This window comes from Paenibacillus sp. GYB004 (assembly GCF_036577605.1).
GTDB lineage: Bacteria > Bacillota > Bacilli > Paenibacillales > NBRC-103111 > Paenibacillus_AB > Paenibacillus_AB oceani.
The window spans coordinates 44,745-71,351 of the sequence record NZ_JARBDB010000030.1 but is presented as its reverse complement, the minus strand read 5'-3'; the positions used below and the strand labels follow the sequence as shown (position 1 = coordinate 71,351).

Here is a 26,607-nt window from a genome sequence, read left to right as displayed (position 1 = left end):
ATATATCTGGTAGCGTATATGAATAGAGGGGGATATTATGAAGCGGTTATCTTTGGCCAGGTTCGGCCTGTTGCTGGCAGCTTTGTGGGTATTTGCGGCTTGCGAGCGAGATACGGAACCCAAGCGTGCAGCGTCCGATCCGTCGAAGCCCGATGTCGTCGTTTTCGGTTCGGAGATGGAAGGGATGTATTTGGCGAGAGCGGCCAAGGACGAAGGGCTGTCCGTGATCGTCATCGATCCCCGGGAGAAGCCCGGCGGCCAGCTGATCCAAGGCGAGATGCATTATTTGGACGAAGCGTTCGAAGGCAGCGGCAAATCGCTTCTGCAGGGAAGAGTTAAGCTGCTTTTCGATGCGTACAAAAAGGGAGACATCCGGAAAAAAGAAGAATTCGTCGCCTACTTCAATCAATTGTCCGACGGCATACCGATCGAATCCGGGATATCCATTACGAACGTAGAGATCAAGGAAGATCCGGCGACGAACAAGCGGCGCGTGGAGTCGGTCTCCTACCGGACAAAGGACGGTACGACCAAAACGGTTTCAGCCCGCTACTGGGTGGAAAACACCGACTTTTCCGCCTTGACGAGCAAGCTGGGGTTACAGCGGATTCCGGGCATCGAGACGGTGTTCGGCGGCACGAAGGATTACATGGCGTCGTCGCTCATGATGAAGTTCCGCAACGTCGACTGGGCCAAGTTCCAGCAAGAAGTGAACAAGCTCGGCAAAAAAGGGATCGAGGAAAAGTACGGCGCGGAAACGACCGTAACCGATACGTTCACATGGGGATTCGGCAATGTGGGAGGGCGGTTTAAGCCAAGCAGCAGCGATGTTTTTCTGCGCGGTCTGAATACGGTAAATCAGCGTGACGGCGACGTGCTGATTAACGCGCTGCTGTTATATGACGTTGACCCCTCCAGCGAAGAGAGCGTGCGCCAAGCGATCGAACTCGGCAGACGCGAGACGGAGCGGGTGCTCCCGCATTTGCGCCAGGAGCTTCCGGGCTGGGAGAAGGCGGAGATTAACGGTTACCCCGAATATTTATATGTCCGGGATTACGACCGGTACGAGACTGAATACGTGCTGCAGGCGACCGATCTGATGAGCGGTACGATGTATGACGATAACGTCAGCATTGCCGGGTATGCGCTCGATCTGCAAGGGACGAAAAATCATCTGTGGGGCAGCCGCAAGGGGGTCCCCGACAAATACGGCATGCCACTAAGATCGTTTATCCCGAAAGGATATTCGAACGTCATAACGGCTGGCAAAAACGTAGGCGCGTCGGCAGTCGCTTACGGAAGCGCCAGAATTCAGCCGAATACGGCGCTGGCCGGCGAAGTGATCGGCATCCTGCTCGCAAGGCTTGACGATAAGCGCGTCCTGTCGGAGCTTTCTGCCAAGGAGATGAAGGAGCTGCACAGCTATGTGCAGAAAAAACACGGTATCCGGCTGAGCGGAGTGACCGGAGCAGACAAAATCAAACATCTGACCGATGAGCAGCGGCGCCAGCTGAACGAAGGCAAGCTTGTCATCGAATAAAATTATTGAGCTTCCGGCTGTCTGCGATCCGATCGCAGGCAGCTTTTTGGCGTTTCTATCCATCCTAAAATCATTTGCGGCCCGACATGCGGCGGTATTGCGAAGGGGATAAGGAAACCGTCTGTTTGAATACCCGGTTGAAGTGGGCCAAATTTTCGAATCCGACCTGTTCCGCGATATGAAGCACCTTTGTATCGGTTTCGCGCAGAAGCCGTTTCGCTTCGCCGATTCGGATGTAAGTCAAATATTTGATAAATGAAAATCCGGTTTTTTCTTTGAAAATCCGGCTGATGTAATGCGGGCTCATATAAAACGTTTCGGACAATTGCTTCAGCGTTACCGGGCTCATGTAATGGGTATTGATGTACGCGGCGATTTCCGTAATTTTTTGGTGAATCGGCGTATCGAACGGCGAAATTTCCAGATCGTACCGTTCCATGCATCGCGATATGAACAGCAGCATCTCTGTAACAAGCAGCTTCACCTGCAGCGAATGGGCGGTCGGCTGCTCCTTCAGATCCTGGATGATGCGGAAAACGAAGCCGTCCAGTGTCAGCAAATCTTCGGACTTCAGCCGCAGCGTCCGAACGCCGGACAAGTACGGACGAAGCAGCACTTCTCTATACGTTCCGCCAAGCATACCGTCGAACAGGTCGTCCGAAAATTGAATGAGGAACCGGTCGTGATGCGGGGTTCCTGCCGCCATCGTCCGGTGCAGATCATATTTCGGTACGAAGACGAGGTCTCCTTTTTGAATGGGATACAGACGGTCTTTGATGAAAAAGTGACGCTTTCCGGACATCAAGTAATACAGCTCCAACGTTTCGTGCATATGGTTGTCCGGCATGTCGAACGTTGCATAATATTGCGAATAACCGACAAGCAAGTTGTCCTCGAGTAAAACGTGATGTTTCTGCGGGGGGGTAACGATCATGCGGGTCCGATTCCTCCTTTACGAATACTGTAGCAGAATGGAATGGAATCAACAACAAAAATTGCATAGGTAGATGCAATAATTGCCGTTTTTGACGCAGAACCATGCATCATTAATACGGTATGATCGATTCAAGAACCAGTGAATGCGCTTTCGCCGAGGGGAGGGAATAAGCGGTTGCGGAGTTCGACCGCAGAGGACAAATATGATTTTTCCCTTACGTCCTCTAAGTAAATCCAACGTAACCCAAGAAAGCAAAAGTGATGAATACGAAAATCAACAGATCCGACAGGGAGGTATACCAATCAGATGAGACAAAAAAAAGCGATCACGCCGGCCGTTTCCTTGATGATGCTGTCGACGCTTGTGCTGGCAGGATGCGGGGGCAAGGAAGAACCGGGTTCGAATCCGGGCACGCCAACACCCGTGCACCAAAAAAGCGAACCGGCCGAGCTCGTATTTTATACGAACAACGGCGACTCCGAGGAAAGCTTCAACCTCCGGTTCGGCGATTCGATCCGCAAAAAGTTTCCCGAGCATACGATCAAGTTCATCAGCAGCGCCAACAAAGGACCTACTTTGGCCGATCTGATTGCAAGCGGTCAGCAGATCGATATTTTTTTCCAGTCGATCGGCAATTTCGAGAGCTGGGTGCTCGATACGGGAATCCAGTACGACATGAGCGAGCTGATCCAAAAACACCAGATCGATATGAACCGTTTCGAGCCGACGATTGTGGATGCGCTCCGCCAAGCGGCCGGAGGCAAAATTTACGGGCTTCCGGTGTTTAACAACAACATGGTGCTTTATTACAACAAAGACATCTTCGACAAATTCGGAGTCGCCTACCCGAAGGACGGCATGACATGGGACGAAACGCTGGAAATCGCCAAAAAGCTGACGCGAAGCGAGGGAGGCAAACAGTACCAGGGCTTTACGACTTCACCGATCCATCTGATCCGGATGAATCCGTATTCGCTCGGTACGGCGGACCTGAAGACCGATACGCCGCTGATCAACAAAGACGAGAAATGGAAACGACTGTACCAGACGCTGTTCATCGATCCGGCAAACGATGAAGGGTACCGCGCCGGACTGGCCCAACTTACTTGGCCGTCAAATGTGAACGAGTTTATGAAAACCCAGACGTCTGCGATGTTCGCTTATTTGTCCAGTTATTATATGATCTCCCCTACGGAACTGAGGGCGATGAACTGGGATATGGTTTCCCTACCGACCTTTAAGGACGCTCCGAACATAGGATCGCAAGCGTATCCGAGTTACTTCGGCGTGACGGCGATGAGCAAATACAAAGATCAGGCGATGGACGTGCTGAACTATATGACGTCCGATGAAGCGCAGACGGAACTGGCCAGGAAAGGGATCATCCCGGTCGTCACCAATGACGCCGTCCGTAAATCACTTGGCCAGGATTCCGAGTTCAAAAGCAAAAACTTGCAGGCCATATTCCGCAACAAATTCGCACCGATTCCGCCGAAAGCGCCCTACGACTCGAACCTTGTTACGCTGTATGGCAAATATGTACTCGAAATGGAGCGAGGAACGATCGATATTAACACTGCATTCCGGAAAGTTGAGGAGGAGTCGGTGAAAGCGATCGCCGAGTATAAATCCAGGACGAAATAAGATCAGACCAAGACCAAGCCAAAACCAAACGAATGCGAACCGGATAAGGTTACACTGCAGCGGGAGACGATAGGCCGGATGGTCGTCTCTCAGCGGTTCCCTACCTATTAAAGGAGGTTGAGATGATGTCAAAGCAAGCTGCCCAAATAAGCAGGCGTAAAATGCTGGCCGCACTAGGAATGGCCGGGGTTGCAGGAGTGGCCGGAATGAGCTTGAGCGCCGCCGAATCGCATGGACAATCGGTGACGTCGCTCGTGTACGGCAATACGGGCGGAGGAGAACCGAATCCTGAACATGTCGTAACATTAACGCTCGAACAGCTGCGAAGCCGTACGAATGTATCACCCGAACTCGTTTATCTGGTCCGTTACAACGGGCATGAGGGAATATTTGTGTGCGATCCGGCCGATACCGTTTCTGTAGACAATACAGCGACTGTTGTTGTAACCGCTTCAGGTATGAGGCTAAAGCGGTTGTACGAGGGAGCGTTAAACGCCGCCTGGTTCGGAGCGGAAGGAAACGGAGCAACCGACGATACGGCTGCGATTCGCAGCGCGCTTTTTACGATTCGGGACAACGGCGGCGGCAAGCTTGTAATACCGAAAGGAACGTACATCATAAGCGGGACGCTGAACGTATACTCGAACACGGTTTTGGAAGGGGACGGCGAGGCGACGGTTCTTCTGGCCAAGGCGGGACAAGAAGGCTTTTCATTCATGTTATTAGGGTATACGGGGCTGTTTACGTGTAAACATGCGCAGATCCGTAACCTGGTGCTGGACGGCAACATTCAGAACCGGCCGGATATTCAGCGAGGAAACGGCTGCCTGTTTTTAGGCAACGAAGCGCAGTACAATCTGGTGGAGAATGTCACGATAAGAAATTTCGGAAACAACGACAGAAGCGGCAATTTTTATACGATCGAAGCAACCGAACAGGATACCGGAGATTGTCACTCCAACGTCATCCGCAAATGCCGGTTTGACGACCCGTCCCGGATGTCGGGCTTTGCGGTCCGCTACTTTACTAATTTTACGAACGTAAACTTGAGCGATCATCAATTTACGAAGTTTGTCCGAAATAACCTGGTTGAAGATTGCGTTTTCGAAGGGTTTACGTTTAATGTGATCGAGTTGGCCGGCCCGGCCACCATTTACAATACGATCCGGCAATGCACGATCCATGATACGAACGCGGTCACCTGCATCGAATCGGACAAAGGAGGCTCCTACAACCGGTTTGAAAATAACGATATTATGAAAATGTCGGGTCCGTTGGAAGGCGTCAAGGTTGACTCCGAGACACCGCAAACAATAGCAATGCGTGCCCAAGGGGTCATTTATACGGGATTGAACCACGCAGGCGTGCAAGTTACAATCGAGCGGTATGCGCGAGGCAATCTATTCATCGGAAACAAAATAAGGAACGTGCCGAAAGGAAAAAGCTCCTCGGGAGGACTGCTTCTGAGCAGAGCGATCGATACGACTGCGGTAGGAAACGACTTTCAGTCGATTGTCAGCGAGAACCTGACGGACATTCATTCCTGCATTATGCTTGATGCTTACGTGGAACGGGCGACGATCACCGGCGGGACGATCTCGGACTGCAACGCCGGAATTATTACGACAGCCGGGATGAACTACTTGTACAAGGACATTACGATCAGCAATCTATCATCCAAAACAAAAGGCACGTTTTACCGCTCCTATACCGGCGGCAATAAAAAAGGATTTACTTTAATCGGAAATCAGGTGGAGATCGAAACCGTGAACGTATCCGCCATCGATTTGACGGAAGAGGACATGCTCATTACGGGCAACCGGCTCAGCGGCGCGGGCGGCTGGGGATTCGGCGTGATGGTCCGGCCCAACTCGAAGCCGACTATTGCGGGAAACCGGATATCCGGCTTCACTTCAACCGTCCGGCCGCTTCCGGACAGCGCGTTCTCTCGTTCGGTCGTTGCGGACAATACGGCGTTGAATTTGACCGGTGCACCGGTCGATCCAATTCAGACGACCAAATCGGCCATGCCCACAACGGGAAGCTGGGTACGAAACGATATCGTGTACAATCAAAATCCCGTTCTTCTCGGAACGGCGCCGGACGAATATTTTGTAAGCTGCTGGGTGCGCCTGACGACCGGGTCTGAGCATATAGCCGGAATCGATTGGACGGAGCAACGGGTGTACGTACAGACGTTGCCGAACTCCGAAGCTCGGGGGCAAGTGCTGCCGGTTAAGCAAATAACAGGTTCGGCCTACACCGCTTCCCTTAACGACTATCAGATGGAAGTCGACGCAACGGCCGGACCGTCGGTGATCCAGCTGCCGAAAGCGTCCGAGCATCCGGGACGCACCTTCCTGATCATCAAGGCGAGCCCGGGACGGAACAAAGTAACGGTTCAGGCTGTTGAGCACGATACCGTAGGCGGGACCCGGTCGATGAAGCTGCAGTCGAGAAACGAATCGGTCACTCTGATGTCGAACGGTGTTAACCGCTGGCATGTCCAATCCCGCTATTCGCCGGACGACGAAAACGACGACGACTGACCGCGATAAGTGTCAGCAAACCGGCTGTCCGTAAGGGCAGCTATTTTCGTTCCGGTTGCTTGTCAGGAGGACAAGTGGCTGCCCGACATCCGGCGATATTGCGAGGGGGACAGCTGAACCGTTTGTTTGAACACCCGGTTGAAGTGGGCCAGGTTCTCGAAGCCGACCTGATCGGCGATCTCGAGCACTTTCCGGTCCGACTCCCTCAGAAGCCGCTTCGCTTCTCCGATCCGCACGTAGGTCAAATATTGGATGAAAGAAAAACCGGTTTTTTCTTTGAAAATCCGGCTGATATAATGCGGACTGAGTGAAAACGTCTCCGACAACTGAGCTAAAGTAAGAGGGCGCATGTAGTGCGTGCTGATATAGGCGGCAATGTCCGATATTTTCCGATGGATGGGCGGATCGGATTCGGAGTCGTCCTCGGCGTAACGTTCCAGACAACGGGCCAGAAACAGCAACACGTCGATCGCAAGCAGCTTCACCTGCAAAGCATGCGCGGTTTGCGGGTGTTTCAAGTCCCGGATGATCCGGTATACGATCCCGTCCAAGACGAGCTGCTCCTCCGGCTTCGGGCGAAACGTCCGTATCCCGCGCAAATAGGGATGGAGCAAGATCTCGTCGTAGGACTCGCCGATCGTTTCCCGGAACAGCCGCTCGCTGAATTCAATTAGAAACCGGTCGTGATGCGGAGTGCCCGCGGCTAACGTCCGATGCAGCTCGTATTTCGGAATAAAGACGATATCGCCTTTCCGGAGCTGGTACAGACGGTCTTTAATGAAATAGTTCCGCTCCCCGGACATGAGGTAATACAGCTCGAACGTGTCGTGCATATGGTTGTCCGGCATATCGAATGCTCCGAAATATTGCGAGTAGGCGATAAGCAGCTCGGCTTCCTGCAGCTTGTAATGTTGGGCCTGTATGTTCAATACCGCTCCTCCTTTCCTCTTACTGTAGCATCCCTCCCATAGAAACGACAACAAAAATTGCAAGGTTTATTGCAATTTAAGCAATAATCCATGCAGAACCCTGCATTCTTTATCAGGTAAAATCGGTATAGATTCAAAATGAATCCACTTCGCAATAGTTGCGAGAGGAACGGTCACAAGGGGTATCGGTTCATCCATTAATCAAACAAAAGGGGAGTCCGCAAATGAACAATCGAGGAAATCGTACAGGGAGAGCGGCTGTCGGAGGAATGACGGCTATGGTGATCGCTTCCATGTTGGTATTGTCAGGATGCGGTGGAGACGCGGGCGCGCCGGCCGGTCCGTCCAAAGATCAGCCAAACGCGGGGGAACAAACGACGAAGCCCGGCGCGCCGGCGGTCGATACGAGCCCGGTTACGCTGAAAGTGTTTTTCGGCACAGGGTTCGAGGACAAAGATATTCAAAACCTCATTGCGGACCCGGTCAAAAAGAAATTTCCGTACATCTCGATCAAGACGTACAGGCCGGGGCAAGGCACCAGCATCCAAGAGCTGATTGCCGCAGGGGACACGCCGGACATCGTCTTTACCTGGAACGGAGATCTCGGCTTGTTCAAGGAGCTCGGTCTGCTGGAGGATATGAGCGGGCTCTCTTTGAAGCATGGCATCGATATTAACCGGTTTGAGCCGGTCGTCCTCGATGCGATCCGCTCCATGTCGAATAACAAGGAACTGGCGGCGCTGCCGTTTGCGGTTAACTTTAACGCGCTGTATTATAACAAAGATATTTTCGACAAATTCGGCGTTGCCTATCCGAAAGACGGCCTGACCTGGGAAGAGCTGATTCCGATGGCGGAGAAGCTGTCCCGGATCGAGGACGGAACGACTTACCGCGGGCTGGACCCGGAAAATATTAATCGGATGTCCATGCCGCTCTCGCTTACGATGGTGGATGCCAAGACGAATAAAGCGTCCGTTAATAACGAAGGCTGGAAGTCGGTGTTCGAGCTGGCCAAGCGGATCTGGTCGATACCGAACAACAAGCCGGGAACGTTAAACGCCACAGGCCGGACGCAGTTTATGAATGACAAAAACGTCGCTATGCTGCCGGTGCAAAATATTTTGAATCTGGGACTCGAAGCGGCGGCGGCCAAAGGCTTGAACTGGGATATGGCGCAATACCCGAGCTACAAAAACAGCCCGAACGTATATGGTCATGTGGATACGCATATTTTCTCCGTAACGAAGCCGAGCAAATACAAGGATCAGGCGATGCAAGTATTAAGCGTAATTACGTCCGATGAAGTGCAGCTGCTAAGCACCCGCACGACGGCCAGACTGTCGCCGCTGAAAAATACCGAGCTGAAGAAGCAGCTTGGCGCGGACATGGCTTTCCTGAAGGGCAAACATTTGGAGGCGATCTTCAAAAGCACGCCGGCCCCGGCACCAACCTTTTCGTTGTACGAGTTCCAGGCGCGCGCGATCGTCCAGAAAACGTTTCAGTCGTACTTTGACGGTACGGATCTGAATACGACGCTGCGCGATGCGGAGATGCAAGTGAATCAGATGCTCGAAGCCAGCGTAAGAAAATAACCGTCCCTTCTGAAAAGTCCGGAAACTGCCGATTCTCGCAGCAGCTCCGGACTTTTTAGGTCCCGGATCGCCTCGTTACGACACCAGCTTCAGCCCGACAGCCGCACCCAGCACCATTGTAATAAATAAGATCCGTTTGAAGTTTTTCGGCTCCCCGTACAGCATCATTCCGAGAATCGCCCCTCCCGAAGCTCCGATTCCGGTCCAGATCGCATACGCCGTCCCCATCGGCAGCGTAGTCATGGCGATCGCGAGAAACAGGAAGCTCGCCCCGAACCCTGCGGTCATCAGCATAAAAGCAGCCGCATTGCGATCTTTATGAAGCTTGTTGATCATCGCAACGCCGAACATCTCAAAAATTCCGGCAAGAATCAGAAATACCCAGTTCATGCGGCATCCGCTCCTTTCTCTTTACTGTCGCCCGTTACCAGCTTCAATCCGATGACACCCGCCAATAACACGACGATCAAGATCATTTTGGCCACTTTAAACGGCTCGCCGAAAAAAAGGATTTCGGAAAGCACAGTGCCTGCGGTTCCCATCCCGACAAAAACGGCGTATACGGTGCCGACCGGAAGATGACGCCCGGCCATGATCATCATATAAAAGCTGACGATAATCGCGACGATCGTCCCGGCCCATTCCAGCGCGCTGTCCGCATGCTTCAATCCGATCACCCAAAATACTTCAAAAAAAGCGGCTATAAATACTTTGACCCAGTTCCTGTTCATGTTGTTCGCCTCCTTATGGTAGTATAGACCAGAAAAACAAAAAACCCGGGAGATAACCGCATTCGAAATTCGAATGCAGTTATTCTCCCAGGATTTTATCCTTCCGTGGCACAGCGGTGAAGCTGCGAGTTTTCCCTCGGACCTGACCAGACGAAGCTGCGGAACCCTAGAAAACTTAATATGAACTTGCTTCTCATTATACACACTTCCGGGGGAAGTTCAATAGAACAATGGAAGGAATACCGTCCTTTTCTGTTCATGGAAAATGGACTTGCCTTTAGACATACTTCCAGTGAAGCTTCTTGCTTTTATTTCAATCAAGCGTGGTTCATTGTGGTATAATAGAATGAATTTATCCGGCCTGAGGCCGGCAGAGGAGGCGGCAGCCAACGTGAAACCGATTCCCGATCATTTGGACCACTGCCTTTCGATCTTGTTCATCGGTTACAATCCGAGCGTACGTTCCTCCGAAACCGGTCATCATTACGCGAATCCGAGCAACCGGTTCTGGAAACTGATCCACGAAGCCGGACTCACCCCGCGCAAGTATAAGCCGGAGGAAGACGGTGACCTGCTGAAGCTCGGTTACGGGTTCACGAATATCGTCGCGCGTCCGACGAAGACGGCGGCCGAGATTACGAAGGAAGAATACAAGGCCGGACGCTTGAGGCTGATGGAGACGATCCAGCGTTACCGGCCCAAGGTTGCATGTTTCGTCGGCAAAGGCGTATACGAGCAGTACAGCGGAAGGACCGGAATCGAATGGGGGCCGCAACCGGAATCGCTCGTTCCGAACGTCGTGGAGTTTGTCGCCCCGTCGTCCAGCGGACTGGTCCGCATGAGATCCGAAGAGATTACGGCCATTTTTCGCCAACTGACCGTTTATTTGAAGGAAAGCACGGGTTAAGGAAAGGCGGACGCGTTATGATCATCGGAGTTGTATCCGACACGCACTTGACCGGACGCAGCCGCAAGCTGCCTCCCGATCTGATCGAAGGGCTGCGCCTGGCAGACGCGATCCTGCATGCGGGCGACTGGATGACGCTGGACGTATATGAGGAGCTGTCCAGAATCGCTCCGGTGCAAGGGGTAGCCGGCAACGGCGACGGCGAAGAGATCATCCGGCATTTCGGCATGAAGCGCGTCGCGGTCTGCGAGGGCATCCGGATCGGCATCGTGCACGGCCATGAAGGGCCGGGGCGAACGACGCCCGAACGGGCGAGGCGGGCGTTTCTCGAAGATCCGCCGGACATCGTCGTATTTGGTCATTCCCATATTCCGCTGAAGGAGCAAGCGGGTTCCGTGCTGCTGTTCAATCCCGGTTCGCCGACGGACAAGCGGCGTCAGCCGTTATACTCGTACGGCCTGATCCATATTGGTGATGGGGAGTTTACCGCAGAGCACCATTTTTTTTCGTAAGCGAAGCTGACATCACATTCTAGAGAAGAGGCGCTATCATGGAAATTGTTCACTATTCGAAGCCGAGTCCGCAAAAGCGTGAGGGAGAAGACGCACTGATTCTCAATCCGTCCTGCGGCATCTATGGAGTGCTTGACGGAGTTACGCCGATGGCATCTTTTACCGACGAGAACGGTCATAACGGAGCTTATCTCGCCGCCAATTTATTCAAAGCCGCGCTGGAGAGAGAACATATCGAAGGAAGCTTGACCGAAGCGATCGCCGAAGCGAACCGCGAGCTGAACCGCAAGATGGTATCGTACGGAGTCAACGTCCGGATTAAGCATGAATTGTGGTCGACCTGTCTGTCCGTCGCTCAGGTTACGGGGGAAGGGATTCGATACGCCCAGCTCGGCGACAGTATGGCGGTTGCTCGTTATGCGGACGGCAGCGTCAAGGTGCTGACGGAAAACCGGGTAAGCGGAATTAGCGCAAGAGCGAAAGCGAAGCGCGCGCGAGACCGTCAGAACGGGCTTCACGTTGAAGATGAAAGCTTTTTCGAAGAATTGAACAACCGTATGGCGTATCATCGGGGCATGGCCAACACGCCGGAAGGATACGGCGTCGCCAACGGGATGGCGGAAGCGGCCGATTACATCCAAACCGGCCTCGTACCGCAAGAAGGGTTGACGCATCTGCTGCTCATCTCCGACGGCATGTTCCACCCGGACTATCCGCTGGACAAAACGATGGAGCTGCTGCTGGAACTGGGCTTTGACCGTTACGTCGAACAGGTGGAAGCAGCCGAGCAGGCGAAACAAATGCGCCCCGACGACCGTTCCGCGGTTCTGTTTCGTTTCTGATAGGGGTTCCGGAGGAGAAAACAGCGGAGGAGGAGATGCGGATGAACCCGGACTTCATTAAGCTGAAGCCGCTGGAGGGCGAATTAAAGCTGTCGCACAAAAAGAGGCTGTTCGGCATCACGGTCTCGACGAAAGAAGTGGTGCTTCACAAGCCTCATGCGAATTATTATTTGCATTTAAGCGATATTGTCAGCATTACGCCCTTCGAATCGAAGCAATCGCCGAATCTGCGATTCGTAAACAAGCAGGCTTCCCAGCAAGAGATCGTTCAAGAGTCGGACGGTCCCCCGCATTACAACGTGTATGTGAAGCAGGCGACCCTCCATAACCGGAGCGGGTTATTCCCGCTGGGCAAGATGCGGTTTATTATTCCGATCCATCACGATCTGATGCAGGTGATCGCACAATTCGGCAAATGGGACGTAGCGCTGGATATGTAAAGATTCGCGGCCGGGTTTAAAAGGTGCCGTCCAGCTCTGCGGTCTGGAGATTAAGCGTCCAGCTCCAATACGCGCTGCCACATCGCTTCGTCGACCGGAATACCGTCTCTCATATTCCGCTCTCGGACCCGCAGCGTCTCTTCGCCAGGGTAGCGGGCTTTGCCGCCGCCTTCGTCAGGAGTCGCCTGATGCAAATCTTCGATCATCTCGTTGATTTTATCGCGAAGCGCGCTTTGATCCGGCAGCTTGCGCGTATCGATTGCGAGAAACAGCTGGGAGAGGTTGCGTTCCGCACCGAGCTTGCCCATATCCATCGAGGAGTTTCCTCCGGACAACATCGTAACGACCAGATCGAGTACGAACGATAAGGCCGAGCCTTTCCAGAAGCCGATCGGCATCGCTCTGCGGGTCTCCATAATAGCGGCCGCATCTCTCGTCGCGTGGCCGTCGCGGTCGAAGCCGCCGTCTACGGGAAGAGGCTCGCCGCTTTTGGCGTGGATACTCATCTTGCCGTAGGAAAATTGGGACATGGCAATATCCAGCACGACCGGTCCTTCTTCGCGGGGCACGGCGATGACGACGGGATTGTTGCCTAGCTTATTATCCTTGCTGCCCCACGGAGGCATGTTCGGGATCGTATTCGTCCAGCATATGCCGACGCAGCCGGCCTCCGCCGCCTGCCAGCCGTAGCTGCCCGCACGCATCCAATGGTTCGTGTTGCGGATCGCCACGCAGCCGATCCCGTGTTCCTGCGCGAGCTCGACCGCCCTTCCCATCGAGAAGTGGGCGTTCAGGTTGCCGGGACCGGATCGGCCGTCCCATCTTTCTACGATACCGATCCGCTCCAGCAGCTCCGGTTCCGCTCCCGGCTGAACATAACCCTTCCGGATAAAATCGATGAATAGCGGAAAACGGTTCAAGCCGTGGGAATAAACGCCGTCCCGACTCGCCTCGGCGAACAGGCTCGCGCAGAGCCCGGCCCGCTCGGGGGGAAAGCCGTTTTTGATCAGCACAGAACGAAATCGTTCGGTCATTTGTTCGAACGGAATACGCATGAGGACCAACTCCTTAGTCACGTTGATAGTTTCCGATGCACGATAAGTATACCAGACTATCGGGGCGGAGTAGAGAGGAAGGAACCATTTCGTATGAAGCGACGGGGCGAGGGAAGAGGCAGTGACCCGCAGGATGATCTGCGAGGAGTAATCCGAACGGATAAGATTTCCGCAACCAAACTATATGACAATAATCGTAGTTGCTAATCAGAGAACGGAGTGTGCTAGAAGATGAACCAAGAACGACCTGAAGCGATTCCGTATATTCCGCTTACGATGCAGCGTCCGAATTTAGCAGAGATTCCGGACGCGCCGCTGCCTGCCGGTTACGAGGTGCGCACATTCAGACGCGGGGACGAGACGGCTTGGGCGCGGATCGAATGTGCCGCCGGGGAATTCAAAACCGAAGAGGAGGCGCTTCAACATTTCCGCAAAGAATTTGGCGAACATCTTGCCGGGATGGAGGAGCGCTGCCTGTTCATTGCAGATGAACACGGCGACCCGATCGGGACGACTACGGCCTGGTACGGAGAGTTTCAAGGGGCGGTCATCGGCCGGATTCATTGGGTAGCGGTCGTCCCCGAGCATCAGGGGAAGAAGCTGTCGAAGCCGCTGCTGTCGCAGGCGCTGAGAACGATGGCGAGGTTTCACGAGCAGGCGTATCTAACGACGCAAACGACAAGTTATAAAGCGGTAGGCATGTACTTGAACTACGGATTTATCCCGGTATTTGAGAACGAGAAATGCGAAGAAGGCTGGCGGATGATCGGACAGCTGCTGAACAGAACGATCGATACCGGCCGCGCAACATAAGCTGGAATTGGCGTTATTGGAATGAGGTCTAACATGAAAAGCAAATGGTTTGTTATGGCCAGCATCGTCTTGGCTGTGCTGGTTTCTTCGATCGACTCGACGATTACGAACACGACCGTTCCCCATATCGTTAAGGAACTGGGCGGATTCGAGCTGTACGCGTGGAGCTTCGTCGCTTATATGATTACTTCTACGGTGCTGACCCCGATTGCAGGCCGGCTCTCGGATATATTCGGACGGAAAAAAGTGTTCGCCACCGGCATTGCCGTCTTCCTGATCGGCTCGACGTTGTGCGGCAGCGCGGATACGATGCTGCAGCTGGTGCTGTTCCGCGCCGTTCAGGGGATCGGAGCCGGCATTATGAACCCGTTTCCGGCGATCATTGCAGGCGATCTGCTGACCGTAGAGAAGCGGGGGACGGTACAGGCGCTGTTCTCCGGCATGTGGGGCATTTCCGCCGTCATTGCGCCGCTTCTCGGTGCCGTATTCGTGGAATATGCGAGCTGGAGATGGATTTTCTACGTGAACATCCCGGTTTGTCTATTGGCGTTGCTGCTGCTTATCCCGTATAAGGAAAAATATGAGCCGAAGCGCGCTCAGATCGATTATTGGGGAGCGGCGTTATTTACAGGGAGCATCAGCCTGCTGCTGCTTCTGACGGTTGTCGAAACGAACCTGGTCATCTATGCTGCGGGCGGAATAATCCTGTTGATCGGATTTGCCGCTTGGGAGAGGAAGCATCCGTCGCCGCTTATCCCGATGACGTTATTCCGCAACCGCAACGTGGCATGGATGATCGCGAATTCGTTTCTCGCCTGCGCTTCGTTATTCGGCACCTCCAGCTACGTCCCGCTGTTTATGCAGGAAGTGGGCGGGTACAGCTTGTTCGAAAGCGGGCTTCCGCTGCTTGGCGAAGCGATCGGCTGGATGCTCGTCTCGGTGCCGGCCGGACGCTGGGTCATCAAGTACGGGTACCGCAAGCTGCTGATTTATGGCAACGCGCTGCTGGTCGGATGCGGAATCCTGGCTGTTTTCTTGAACGAGAACAGCGGATTTTGGTACGTTTTTTCATTCATGTTCGTAGAAGGTTTGGCATTCGGCCTTATTTTTACCGTAACGACGATCGGGGCTCAGGAGCTGGTCGGCCCTCATCAGAAAGGCATATCGACCTCGATGCAGTTTTTCTCCCGCAACATCGGGGCGGCTGTCGGCACTACACTGATGGGGGCGTTTCTAACCAAGGCGCCCGAAACGATGACCGGCATTCATCAATTGCTGATGTACGGGTTCTGGATGACGCTCATCGCATTCGTCAGCTGTTTGTTCATTCAGTCGGTACGGGCGGTTCGGACGGAAGAGCGAGCGATGTGAAAAAAATAAAACCATTCTCCAAGTGTTTACGTATACAACAGTGAGAACCGTGTAACGTAGACAGGAGGGTGAGAAATGTTCAAAAGACTGCTGTTATTTTCACTTATACTAGGCGTCCTCTCCGGCTGCTCCTTGCTGGACAGCGTGAATCAGTCGTTGGATTATACGAAAGAAGCCGGCACCTTTATCCAGGAAGCCTCGCAGTTCGGCGGCTCGGTCCAGGAGCTTGCGCAGCAGGCGGCCGCCAGCACGGAGGCGAAGGAGAAGCTGACACAGGAACTGGAAGCGATGAAGGCGCGGATCACGGAGTTTAAAGGAATCGAGGCTCCGGCTTTTGCGAAGACGATTCATGAGAAGCTTGTCGGACTGAACGATACGCTGCTGACCGATATTAACGGTTATTTGGCGCAAATCCAAAATGGCGTTACCAGCCTGCAAAATTCCAATATCGTCCAGACCGTCAATAAAATTAACGAAACGATGGACATGATCCAAAATTTGCAGCCGTAGCGATTGCTGCGCACCTGCTGCCGGAAGCTTATCCCATCTAACCTGAGCGAACCCTGACCTGAATAGGCAGGGTTCTTTTCTATGTTTCCCGGCCGAGTGCCGGAGTGCAAAAAAAATGAACGATTATCCAACACGAAGTGCAAAAAGAACGATTTATCCTCCAAAGCTTTTCGCCCGGCTCCCGCGATAAAATTACGGTAACAACGCGAGTTGTAAGCGTTTGCGAAAAGAGGGAGAGCATGAACCTTATCACAAAGGAGTCTAAGAAAAAGATGAACAACGCAGCACGAAGAAGCTTTTCCATGATCGGTCTGATCGCGGTAATGCTGGTAACCCTCCTTATGTCGGCCTGCGGTGGAGCGGGCAAGGAAGCGGCACCGCCGGCGGGAACGACGCCGGAGACGGTTAAGCCGAAAGCCGAAGATCCGGCATCGCTCAAGGGCGAGGTTATCTGGCAATACCCGAACACGACTTGGCCCGAAGCCGACATCAAAAACATGATCGCCGACTTCAACAAAAAGTATCCGAACATTTCCGTGAAGCCGGTGCTCGGTCCGCTGGAGCCGATGATTGCCGCCGGCAACCCGCCGAACGTGGCGACGAACAACCGTCTGGAAGCGAACTGGATTATGGACGGGCTGTTTGAGGAATTGACGCCTTACATCAAGAAAGATCCCACCTACAAGCCGGAAAGCCTGTTCCATCAAGTGCTTTACGAGATCCCGCAATTTGAGAAAGGCCAATACGGCCTCCCGATGTATTCGAATCCGACTTACGCCCTGATCGTCAACAACAAAATTATGAGCCAGTACGGGGAGAAATCGATTCCGAAGCTGCAGGGGCTGAAGGATACCGACGAATTTTTCAAAAAGTTCTGGATCATGAAAAACGGCGAATACGAAATGACAGGTGAAAATCCGCTGTTTTATTACGGCATCCTGTCCGGGCTGTTCTTCGTCGCTTACTTGAACGGAGCCGACCCGTCCACGTTCTGGAATCCGGAGACGAAAAAAGTCAATTTCAACGATCCGAAAATCGTCGACGCCCTCGACTGGCTGTATACATTCAACCGGGACACGATCAATCAGCAGGCGTACACCCAACTGAAAGCCCAACTGCCGAAAAATACGCATCCATTCGTCGCGGAGAAACAAGCGATGATGGTCGTCACGTCCAATCAGGTGAAAGATTTCCGCAAGGCGAAGCCCGATCTGGATATTACAGTGCTTCCGGCTCCTCAGGCGAGCTTGTGGAACGGCGGCTCCAACCTTGCGATCGTGAAGGCCGGCAAGGACAAGGACGCTGCGTGGACGTTCATCAAATGGATGACCTCTTCGGAGGAGGGGGCGGAATCGTTGTATAACCGGCTTGGCTTACTGACGCCAATGAAAACGAGCAAATTTTTGACGGAGCAAAGCAAAAACGATCCGGATCTGAAAGTGTTCCTTGAGATTAACGCTCAAGCGAAAAAATGGATTCCGCAGTTCCCGGTCGCTTACGACACGGAATACAGAAAGCTGTTCCCGGACTTCCAGGCCGGCAAAATTACGGCCAAAGAAATGATGGACCATGTCAACAAGGAAGTGCAGAAGCGGATCGACGATTTCTACGCAAGCAAGAAGAAGTAAGGCGGTACGAGCGGACGGTTCCCATGAAACGGAGCCGTTCGCCGATCTTTCAACGATTCTGGAGGAGGAACGATCATGAGCCAAGCCGATCGCCACAGTAAGGATCAACCGGAGAAGCTGCAGCAGGAGGCGTTCACGAAGGAGAACGCCGATTGGACGGACCCCGGCCATATCGCGGCGCAGAAGCTGAGCCGGCGCAGGCTGCTCGCCTCGATCGGGGCGGCCGGCGCCGCCGCCGTCGTATACGGAACGACATATGGAATGGCCAACGCAGGCAGAGGCGGGAAGGACGACCCGGGTGTAATTGATGCCGTATACGGAGAGAGCCGGATCAACCCGAGGCCGCCCAAACCTCCGAAACCTTCGGTTCCCCCGCAGGAGCTGGCCTGCTGCGATTTTGTAAAAACGACGCTTGCCGGGCTTCGCGCCTTAAGCTCTCCCAGCCCTGACGTGGTTTATTATATGACCGACCCGGGGATGGAAGGCTCGTTGCTGTACGATCCGTCCGACACCACGTCGGCGGACAATACGGGGCTTGTGGTCGTCTCCTCCTCCGGAGCCCGCTTCAAGCGGATTGTCGAGGATGGCCGCTATAACGTCAGATGGTTCGGAGCGAAGGGCGACGGAGTCACCGACGATCTGGACGTGATTCAGGCGGCCATCGACGTCGTTTATGCGCTGGGCGGCGGGACGGTTTATTTTCCGAAAGGCACGTACATCGTCTCTCCGCTGCTGCAGACGCGGCGGATCGTCCCGAAAAGCAACGTTCATCTGCTCGGCGAAGGGACGAACTCGGTCATTAAGGTGAAGGACGACACCGGCGACTATTGGACGATCATCGGCAATTTCCAGACTTGGCCCAAGGTGAGCAATGTATCGATCCGCGGCCTGAAGTTCGATCAAAACCCGAGCGGCAATACGACGTGCAATATCGATCATCGCCGGACGGACTACTATTGGACGCAATTTTGCATCAGCCTGTTCGATTACGAAAACATCGCGATCGAGGATTGCACCTTCGATCCGATCTGCGGCTGGAATACGGTCGTGCTTAACAATGCCGCTTCGCGCAACGCGATCGTCAACAACTGCACGTTCCGCTTCGTCCATGCGAGAGGCTATGACGGTTACGATAATTCGGCCGTTTATATGAACGGCTGGTCGCATGTCGTCACGAACTGCCGCTTCTATGCCGCTCCCGGAGAAAAAGCGATGGGCGCCATCGAGACGCATAGCGGCAAAAGCGTCGTCTCGGGCAACGTCTCGGACGGATACGTTACCGGCGTCCATATCCAGTCGAGCGAGACGAGCGGCGACGGGGCGGACATTACCGTCTCGGGCAACACGTTTACGAACGCCGTGCATGCGATCCAGTTTTGGCCGTATAAGCAGTATTCGCTCAAAAATGTGACGGTGACGGGCAATACGGTCAGTTTGGCCAACGCGAGACAGCAGCGCAGCATGATGGTCGGGATCGGGGCGTTCCCCGGCGCGTTGCCCCCGGATCACACGGGAACGTTCGAGAACATTGCGATAACCGGCAATACGATCATCTGCGAGGAGGAGTTCGTCAAGCGGGATAACGTGCTGGAGGGATTCTGCTACGGCATCGGCTTCGTCCGCGAAACCGACGTCAAACATATCGTCATCGCGGGCAATATCATTAAAAACGCGCCGATCGCGGCGATCCATATCGGCAATACGCCGAAGTTCGGCACGATGTCGAACATTCAGATTACGGACAATATGATCGTGAACGCAGGTCATTATCCGGCGGGCAACGAAGCGTACAAAGCGGCGATTCTGCTTCGTTCGACCGTGGCCGGAGCGAAAATATCCGGCAATACGATCCGCGAAACGTATGCGACGTCGCGCGGTCTGTACTCGATCCGGCTGAACGCCGCAGACGGAACCTTTGCGGACGTGGAAGTGACCGACAATGTCATTACGTCGGTTCAAGGCGGCTTATGGCTCGATCTGCACGCCTCGGTTCGTACGAACAGCGCCGAGAAACATCTGAAATTTACGGATCGCGCTTTCGACGACCCGCTGCTGCCGGCAGGTACGACGTATCAGCCGGGGACCGTCGTGCTGGCGACAGGCAGTACTATCGTTCCGGGTCTGACACCGGCGGGCTACCGCATCTTGAACGGGGGCACGTTCGGCACGCTAACCGGCGTAACGGCGACCGGGACGGCGGGCTCGTACAAAGTAACGGTGAACGATTCGTCCCAGCTTCGGGTCGGGCAATGGATCAAGATTGCCACAGGAGACCAGACGCGCCGGATTAACCGGATCGCCGGCAACGAGCTCCGGATCAATGCGCCGCTCTCCGTCGCCGTGGCGTCTCCCAGCGCCGTACTGTACGTTCCGCCGGTATACGAGCCGTTCGGCCATACCGGTAAGCTGCCCGCTATCGCCGATACGTCGGGGCTGTCCGTCGGCCAGCTCGAAACGGAGCTGAACGCGCTGAAGCAGGCGATGCGGGATTTCGGCATCATCAACGTGTAAGGAAGGAGTCGCTCCCTATGGCAGGAGTATCCCTGCGCAATCTGTATAAAACGTATGGCAAAAACAGCCCGTATGTCGTAAAGGACGTCAGTCTGGATATCGAGGACGGGGAATTTATGGTATTCGTCGGACCGTCCGGCTGCGGGAAATCAACGACGCTGCGCATGGTGGCCGGTCTGGAGCGGGTAAGCCAAGGCGAAATCTATATCGGCGACGAGCTGATGAATCATGTGCCTCCGAAGCGGAGAGATATCGCGATGGTGTTTCAAAACTATGCGCTGTATCCGAATATGAGCGTCTTCGAAAATATGGCGTTCGGCTTGCGGCTCCGCAAAACGGAGAAGCATCTGATCGATTCGTCGGTGAAGCAAAACGCACGGACGCTGGAAATCGAGCATCTGCTGGAGCGGAAGCCCCGGCAGCTGTCCGGCGGCCAGCGTCAGCGCGTCGCACTGGGGAGGGCGATCGTCCGGCACCCGCAAGTATTCCTTATGGACGAGCCGCTGTCCAACCTCGACGCCCGTCTGCGCGTGCAGATGAGGACGGAGATCGTCGAGCTGCACCGGAGACTGGGGACGACGATGATCTACGTCACCCACGATCAGACGGAAGCGATGACGATGGGAAGCCGGATCTGCATTATGAAGGACGGCGTCATCCAGCAGGTGGGTGTGCCGGAAGAAGTATATATGCGGCCGGCCAATATGTTCGTGGCGAACTTTATCGGTTCGCCGCCGATCAATTTTATGGACGGACGGCTGAAGCCGGGCAAGAGCGGCGGTCTCATCTTCGATACGCCCCGCTTCGCGCTGCCGGTGTCTCTGGAGAAGAGCAGGCGGCTGCTGGAGATGGGGTATCTGGATAAAGCGGTCGTGCTCGGCATCCGGGCCGAATATGTGCAATGGCAGGAAGCGGATGCCGGCGAGAGCCAGCCCGGGGAGGCGCCGATCCGCGGAGAAGCTTATTTCAGCGAGCTGGTCGGGGCGGACCGGTTCATCCGCGTGAAGGCCGGCGACGACAAAATCGTGGCCAGAGCAGCCGCTTACGATCGGGTCGCAGAAGGGACGAAGCTCCTTTTAACGTTTAATCCGAACTACACGCTGTTTTTCAATCGGGACACACAGCAGTTGATCGTTTAAGGGGTTCCCCTGACAAGAAAGCGGAGAATACCGTAAATCGGCCCCGCTATAGGGGAGCTGCTTCATAAGGCACAAGGGTGGAGAGGATTGTCGATGGGAACGAAATCTGGAAGTGCCGTGAAGCTCGCGCTGGCGGGAGCGCTGCTCCTGGTGCCGTGCGGCAGCCTGTTCGCCGGCGGCACCGCAGCCGATTCCCGGCAGGACGGCCGTACGGTCAGACCGCCGGTCGAACGGTTGTCCGAAGCGTATGCGTCGTTATACTCGCAGACGCTTCTCGAGTGGATCGAGAAAGGGTGGAAGGATGCGCTAGCCGACGCCCCCCGTGCAGCGGCTAACCGCTTCTCGGCGGCGTCTTCCGGCGTCTCGGTCCGGTCGGACCGCTTGCTGGGCAAAACGGGCGTGCTCCAATTTACGCAATCCAAGGATTGGGCTGAATTCGAGATCGATGTGCCGCAGGACGGCTTATATACGATCGATTTGACGGTTTTGCCGCTGGAAGGGACGCTTGGCCCCGTTCAGATCGGGGTGAAAATCGACGGTGCATTTCCTTTTGCGGAGGCGAGAAACATCCAATTGCCGCGCACGTGGACGGAATCGGTGTATCCGCCTGCCGTCAATGAGCATGGGGATCAGATCCGTCCGTCGCAGCAGGAAACGTCCGAATGGAGCGTGCGGCCGCTGACGGACGCCAAATTATCCAGCCCGGGTCCACTTCGCTGGAAGCTGTCCAAGGGCAAGCATACGATCCGGCTGGAATCGGTGCTGGAGCCGTTCGCGTTGGCGGAGCTGGCCGTCAGGGCTCCCCGCCAACTGCCGGCTTACGGGCAAGTCGCGGCAAGCTGGCAGTCGCTGCCGGATAACGTCCAGCCCGGCTGGACATCCGTGATTGAAGCGGAACAGATGAGCGCCAAGTCGGACCCTTCCGTACAGGTGCAGGCAAGCAACGACAACCTTGCCGATCCCGTATCGAACGGCAAGATGATCTACAATACGATGGGCGGCTACAGATGGAGCAGGGGCGGGCAATCGGCGGAATGGACGTTCGACGTTCCAAGCGACGGCCTGTACTATATCCATTTCAAATATTTGCAAAACTTTACGAAGGACGCGATCAGTTTCCGGGAAATCCGCATCGACGGCGAAGTGCCGTTCCGCGAGCTGCAATCGTATCCTTTCCCGTATTCGCGCAACTGGAATGTGGACCATCTGAAGGATGAACAAGGCAAGCCGTACGCCATCTATCTGAAAAAAGGAAGCCACACGATGGGACTGACAGCCAATCCGTCTCCGACCACCCCGATCCGCGAGTCGATTCAGGCGATTGTGGATGCTTATCAGGAGCTGAATCGTCAAGTGGCGATGGTGACCGGCGTCAAAAACCGCAGCATGGTGGATCAGAACCGGGATTGGAACTTGTCGGAGTCGATGCCGGGTATCGAGACGCAGGTGGGCTCGCTCGCCGACCGTCTGCAGCGGCAGGTCGACAAGCTCCAGCAGCTGTACGGCAATTCGCTGCAGGGGGCGGAAGGGCTGCGCTCGGTCATCTTCGATCTGCGCAAGATGGCTGCACAGCCGGATCTGCTGTCGAAGCGGCCGCCCGAGCTGCATGCGCAAAACCTGGAGAAAATGACGATGTTTATCGACGCATTGGCCCGGCAGCCGCTGACGCTCGACCGGATCTACGTTACCTCGTCCCCGGAACAGCCTGCCAAGCCGCCGGGTACGCTGGCTGTTCTAGGCGATCTGGTGCAAAACTTTTTCCGTACGTTCTCGCCGGACTACCACTATTACGGCCGCCGCGATCCGGAAGGAATCGACGTATGGGTCAACCGCGGACGCGATTACGTAGCGCTGATGCAGCAGCTGGCGGACGAGTCGTTCACGGCGAAGACGGGAATCAAGGTCAACATTAATCTGATGCCGAACCCCGGACAGCTCATCCTGAGCAACTCCGCGGGACGCGAGCCGGATGTGGCGCTCGGGATCGCCGAAGGCACTCCGGTCGATTTCGCGATGCGCGGCTCTTTGACGAAGCTGAGCGACTTTCCGGACTATGCGGCCGTGGCTCCGCGGTTCGTACCGGGTACGCTGATCCCGTTCACGTATGACGGCAGCGTCTATGCGCTGCCCGAGACGGTTGCGCTGAACGTGCTGTTTTACCGCACCGATATTTTGCAGCGGATCGGCTTGAAGCCGCCGGACACGTGGGAAGAGATGTACAAAATGCTGCCGACGCTGCAGCAGAAAGGGTACGATTTCTTTTTCGCCAGACAAAATTATGTGCCTCTCTTCTTGCAGAACGGTGCGTCCTTTTATACAAATGACGGGTTAAGCTCCGCCTTGAACTCGAGGGAGGCGTTCAACTCGTTCAAGATGTGGACGGAGCTGTTTACGGTATACGGATTTCCGACCGAGGTGCCGAGCTTTTATATGCATTTCCGCCGCGGCGATATGCCTGTCGGGATCGCCGATTACAACGCCTACATGCAGCTGCTTGTGGCGGCTCCGGAGCTGGCGGGCTCTTGGGAGATCGCGCCGATTCCCGGCATGAAGCAGCAGGACGGGACCGTAGCCCGCTGGTCCGGCGGCAACATGACGTCCGGGATGATCTTCAAGTCGTCGAAGCGGCAGAACGATTCCTGGGAGTTTCTGAAATGGTGGACGTCGACGGAGACGCAGTCCCGGTTCGGCAACGAGATCGAGCTGCAGAACGGCGTCGAGTTTCGCTGGAATACGGCGAATGTGGCGGCTTTTCAGACGCTGCCTTGGCCGGAGAAAGACCGGGATACGATTCTTAGCCAGTGGAAGTGGTACAAGGAAGTGCCGAACGTGCCGGGCGGGTACTTCACTTCACGCGAGCTGACGTTTGCCTGGACGCGGACGGTGCTGCAAAACGGCAACTACCGCGAAATGCTCGAAAAAGCGGTGTTCCAGATCGACAGCGAGCTGAAACGCAAGCAGCGGGAATTCGGCTTCGTAAACAATCAGGGAGACACGGTGCGAAAACTGCAGGTGCCCGATGTGACGATACCATGGGAGGAGGCGGGCAAACGATGACGATTCGTTCACAACAAGGCGGTCCGCAGGTGGTTCCGTCGACGACAGGCACACGGTTGGGCGGACGCCGGGCCGTCCCGTTACAGGAGAAATGGCGCAGTCTGCTTTCCGAATTGAGGAAGAGCTGGGTGTCCTATTTGTTCGTTGGCCCCTTCTTTCTGCTGTTTGTGCTGTTTATCGCGCTGCCGACGGTAGCGGCGGTTGTACTCTCCTTTACGAGCTTTAATGCCATCGAGCCGCCAACCTTTGTCGGACTGTTTAATTACCAGGTGTTGTTTACGCAGGATCTCGTCTTCTGGCAGTATGCGCTGCCGAATACGTTTTTGTTCGCCTTGATCGTAGGCCCGGTCGGTTATGTGCTTTCGTTTATGCTCGCTTGGCTGATCGCCCAACTGCCGGACAAAATCCGGGCGTTTTATACGCTCGCCATGTACGCGCCGTCGATGACCGCCGGAATCGCCATGTCGGTCGTATGGCTCATTTTGTTCAGCGGCGACCGGATCGGTTATCTGAACAACTTTCTGCTGTCGATCGGTTACATTAACGAGCCGAAGCTGTGGACCACGTCGCCGGAGTACATTATGAAGATTATGATCGTCGTCTCGTTATGGGCCAGCATGGGCGTCGGTTTTCTGGCGATGCTGGCCGGCATCCAGAACGTCGACAAGCTGCTCTACGAGGCGGGGCGGATCGACGGAATCCGTTCCAGGCTGCAGGAGATCTGGTACATTACGATACCTGCGATGAAGCCGCAGATGCTGTTCGGGGCCGTCATGGCGGTGGTAGGCACGCTGAAAGCGGGCTCGATCAGCGTCGAGTTGACCGGCTCGAACCCGTCTCCCAATTATGCGGGGCACCTGATGATCAACCATATCGACGATTACGGTTTTATCCGCTATGAGATGGGGTATGCATCGGCGATATCCGTCGTTCTGCTGATCATCATCTATTTGTCCAGCAAGCTGTGCTGGAAGCTGTTCGGTTCGAAGGGGGAGTAACATATGGCGATGATTCCGTTCCGAAGGCGCCGGAGGTTGCATCGGACTTCCGCATTCCAGTGGGTGCTGACGGCGCTGCTTACGCTGCTGGCCGTCTTTATGCTGCTGCCGATGGTGTATTTGTTCAATCACGCGCTGAAGCCGTATCACGAGCTGTTTTTGTACCCGCCGACCTTTCTGGCGAGGCAGCCGACGCTTGATAATTTTTACGACCTGCTCCTTGTCACCAAAACGGCAATCGTACCTGTCAGCCGTTATATTTTCAACGGGGTGATCGTCTCCCTGGCTACGATTTTTCTCGGAGCTCTTCTTTGCGCGATGTGCGCGTACGCTTTGTCCAAACATCAGTTTATCGGCAAAAAGTGGATGTTCTCGGTGATTATCGTCTCCCTGATGTTCGCGCCGGAGACGGTGCAAATACCGCGATATTATGTGATCAGCACGCTGGGCATTATGAACACGTATTGGGCGCATATTTTGCCGGTGATTGCACTGCCGGTCATCGTGTTTCTGTTCAAGCAATTTATCGATTTGTTGCCGGATGAGCTGCTGGAGGCTGCGCGGATGGAAGGAGCGAGCGAGTTTGTTTTGTTCGGCCGGATCATCCTGCCGCTGTGCATGCCGGCGGTGGCGACGGCGGGCATTTTGCTGTTCCAGTCGTCGTGGGGCAATATGGAGACGTCGACGCTGTATATCGAGGACGAGACGATGAAAACATTGCCGTTTTATGTCAGCTCGCTGACGAGCGGACTCGCCAATAACGTAGCCCGTCAAGGAGTGGCTGCGGCGGCCGGACTACTTATGTTCGTTCCGAGCTTCGTGCTGTTCCTCTTCCTCCAGCGCAAGGTCATCTCGACGATGGCGCACTCCGGACTGAAATGACCGGCACAGGCAGCGTGAAT

Annotated in this window: 22 protein-coding genes and 1 riboswitch; of the genes, 17 read left to right on the top strand and 5 right to left on the bottom strand. The window is 54.9% G+C overall.

The genetic code is table 11. From position 1 onward, the window contains the following. The first annotated feature begins 37 nt into the window (after nt 1-37). Nucleotides 38-1,540 carry an FAD-dependent oxidoreductase gene (locus PV433_RS12390; RefSeq protein WP_332072454.1) on the top strand — a complete coding sequence of 501 codons (1,503 nt, stop codon included), beginning with the start codon at nt 38-40 and terminating at the stop codon, nt 1,538-1,540. Between the two features lie 70 nt (nt 1,541-1,610). On the opposite strand, the gene PV433_RS12385 is transcribed toward PV433_RS12390, so the two are convergent. Further along, nucleotides 1,611-2,474, bottom strand: coding sequence for a helix-turn-helix transcriptional regulator (locus tag PV433_RS12385; RefSeq protein WP_332072453.1), 864 nt, complete (start codon nt 2,472-2,474; stop codon nt 1,611-1,613). A gap of 309 nt (nt 2,475-2,783) precedes the next feature. Here PV433_RS12385 and PV433_RS12380 point away from each other — a divergent pair, with 309 nt between their 5' ends. Then, nucleotides 2,784-4,121: an ABC transporter substrate-binding protein gene (locus PV433_RS12380; protein WP_332072452.1), complete on the top strand. Its 1,338-nt coding sequence runs from the start codon at nt 2,784-2,786 to the stop codon at nt 4,119-4,121. A 125-nt stretch (nt 4,122-4,246) separates the two neighbouring features. Next, nucleotides 4,247-6,670, top strand: a complete 2,424-nt coding sequence (locus PV433_RS12375) for a glycosyl hydrolase family 28-related protein (protein ID WP_332072450.1) — start codon at nt 4,247-4,249, stop codon at nt 6,668-6,670. A gap of 62 nt (nt 6,671-6,732) precedes the next feature. On the opposite strand, the gene PV433_RS12370 is transcribed toward PV433_RS12375, so the two are convergent. Beyond that, nucleotides 6,733-7,599, bottom strand: coding sequence for a helix-turn-helix transcriptional regulator (locus PV433_RS12370; protein ID WP_332072448.1), 867 nt, complete (start codon nt 7,597-7,599; stop codon nt 6,733-6,735). 224 nt (nt 7,600-7,823) lie between these two features. Between PV433_RS12370 and PV433_RS12365 the strand changes: the two genes are divergently transcribed. Next, nucleotides 7,824-9,191, top strand: a complete 1,368-nt coding sequence (locus tag PV433_RS12365) for an ABC transporter substrate-binding protein (protein ID WP_332072447.1) — start codon at nt 7,824-7,826, stop codon at nt 9,189-9,191. A 75-nt stretch (nt 9,192-9,266) separates the two neighbouring features. Here the strand turns inward: PV433_RS12365 and PV433_RS12360 are convergent, their stop codons facing one another. Both PV433_RS12360 and PV433_RS12355 read right to left on the bottom strand, forming a co-directional pair. Next, nucleotides 9,267-9,581, bottom strand: a complete 315-nt coding sequence (locus PV433_RS12360) for a DMT family transporter (RefSeq protein ID WP_332072446.1) — start codon at nt 9,579-9,581, stop codon at nt 9,267-9,269. After that, the gene (locus PV433_RS12355; RefSeq protein ID WP_332072445.1) at nt 9,578-9,922 is read right to left on the bottom strand and encodes a DMT family transporter; all 345 of its coding nucleotides are present in this window, start codon (nt 9,920-9,922) and stop codon (nt 9,578-9,580) included. Before PV433_RS12355 ends, PV433_RS12360 begins: the two co-directional genes overlap by 4 nt. A gap of 82 nt (nt 9,923-10,004) precedes the next feature. After that, a riboswitch (guanidine-I (ykkC/yxkD leader) is annotated at nt 10,005-10,103 on the bottom strand. A 210-nt stretch (nt 10,104-10,313) separates the two neighbouring features. On the opposite strand from PV433_RS12355, the gene PV433_RS12350 reads away from it, so the two are divergent. The 4 genes from PV433_RS12350 to PV433_RS12335 are packed head-to-tail and all read left to right on the top strand — an operon-like array spanning nt 10,314 to nt 12,623. Continuing rightward, entirely contained in the window at nt 10,314-10,829 is a 516-nt protein-coding gene (locus tag PV433_RS12350; RefSeq protein WP_332072444.1) for a mismatch-specific DNA-glycosylase, read from the top strand. Nucleotides 10,830-10,846: 17 nt separating this feature from the next. After that, a complete protein-coding gene (locus PV433_RS12345; RefSeq protein ID WP_332072443.1) occupies nt 10,847-11,341 on the top strand; it encodes a metallophosphoesterase family protein in 495 nt (164 codons plus the stop codon). A gap of 38 nt (nt 11,342-11,379) precedes the next feature. After that, on the top strand, nt 11,380-12,183 hold the full coding sequence (locus PV433_RS12340) for a PP2C family serine/threonine-protein phosphatase (protein ID WP_332072442.1): 804 nt from the start codon (nt 11,380-11,382) through the stop codon (nt 12,181-12,183). Nucleotides 12,184-12,224: 41 nt separating this feature from the next. Next, the gene (locus PV433_RS12335; protein WP_332072441.1) at nt 12,225-12,623 is read left to right on the top strand and encodes a hypothetical protein; all 399 of its coding nucleotides are present in this window, start codon (nt 12,225-12,227) and stop codon (nt 12,621-12,623) included. Nucleotides 12,624-12,673: 50 nt separating this feature from the next. On the opposite strand, the gene yiaK is transcribed toward PV433_RS12335, so the two are convergent. Then, nucleotides 12,674-13,678, bottom strand: coding sequence for a 3-dehydro-L-gulonate 2-dehydrogenase (gene yiaK, locus PV433_RS12330; protein ID WP_332072440.1), 1,005 nt, complete (start codon nt 13,676-13,678; stop codon nt 12,674-12,676). A gap of 231 nt (nt 13,679-13,909) precedes the next feature. Between yiaK and PV433_RS12325 the strand changes: the two genes are divergently transcribed. The 9 genes from PV433_RS12325 to PV433_RS12285 all read left to right on the top strand — a co-directional run bounded on the left by PV433_RS12325 (nt 13,910) and on the right by PV433_RS12285 (nt 26,587). Further along, nucleotides 13,910-14,491: a GNAT family N-acetyltransferase gene (locus tag PV433_RS12325; protein ID WP_332072439.1), complete on the top strand. Its 582-nt coding sequence runs from the start codon at nt 13,910-13,912 to the stop codon at nt 14,489-14,491. Between the two features lie 33 nt (nt 14,492-14,524). Further along, the gene (locus tag PV433_RS12320; protein WP_332072438.1) at nt 14,525-15,862 is read left to right on the top strand and encodes an MFS transporter; all 1,338 of its coding nucleotides are present in this window, start codon (nt 14,525-14,527) and stop codon (nt 15,860-15,862) included. Nucleotides 15,863-15,937: 75 nt separating this feature from the next. After that, nucleotides 15,938-16,372, top strand: a complete 435-nt coding sequence (locus PV433_RS12315; protein WP_332072437.1) for a DUF6376 family protein — start codon at nt 15,938-15,940, stop codon at nt 16,370-16,372. A 272-nt stretch (nt 16,373-16,644) separates the two neighbouring features. Next, on the top strand, nt 16,645-18,000 hold the full coding sequence (locus tag PV433_RS12310; RefSeq protein WP_332072436.1) for an ABC transporter substrate-binding protein: 1,356 nt from the start codon (nt 16,645-16,647) through the stop codon (nt 17,998-18,000). 75 nt (nt 18,001-18,075) lie between these two features. Continuing rightward, complete coding sequence (locus PV433_RS12305; protein WP_332072435.1) at nt 18,076-20,511, top strand: glycosyl hydrolase family 28-related protein; 2,436 nt, start codon at nt 18,076-18,078, stop codon at nt 20,509-20,511. Nucleotides 20,512-20,528: 17 nt separating this feature from the next. Next, nucleotides 20,529-21,650 carry an ABC transporter ATP-binding protein gene (locus PV433_RS12300; protein ID WP_332072434.1) on the top strand — a complete coding sequence of 374 codons (1,122 nt, stop codon included), beginning with the start codon at nt 20,529-20,531 and terminating at the stop codon, nt 21,648-21,650. 93 nt (nt 21,651-21,743) lie between these two features. Next, on the top strand, nt 21,744-24,707 hold the full coding sequence (locus PV433_RS12295; protein ID WP_332072432.1) for an extracellular solute-binding protein: 2,964 nt from the start codon (nt 21,744-21,746) through the stop codon (nt 24,705-24,707). After that, nucleotides 24,704-25,705: a carbohydrate ABC transporter permease gene (locus PV433_RS12290; protein WP_332072431.1), complete on the top strand. Its 1,002-nt coding sequence runs from the start codon at nt 24,704-24,706 to the stop codon at nt 25,703-25,705. The genes PV433_RS12295 and PV433_RS12290 overlap by 4 nt, the downstream gene beginning before the upstream one ends. A 3-nt stretch (nt 25,706-25,708) precedes the next feature. Then, nucleotides 25,709-26,587, top strand: a complete 879-nt coding sequence (locus tag PV433_RS12285; protein ID WP_332072430.1) for a carbohydrate ABC transporter permease — start codon at nt 25,709-25,711, stop codon at nt 26,585-26,587. Nucleotides 26,588-26,607: the final 20 nt, after the last annotated feature.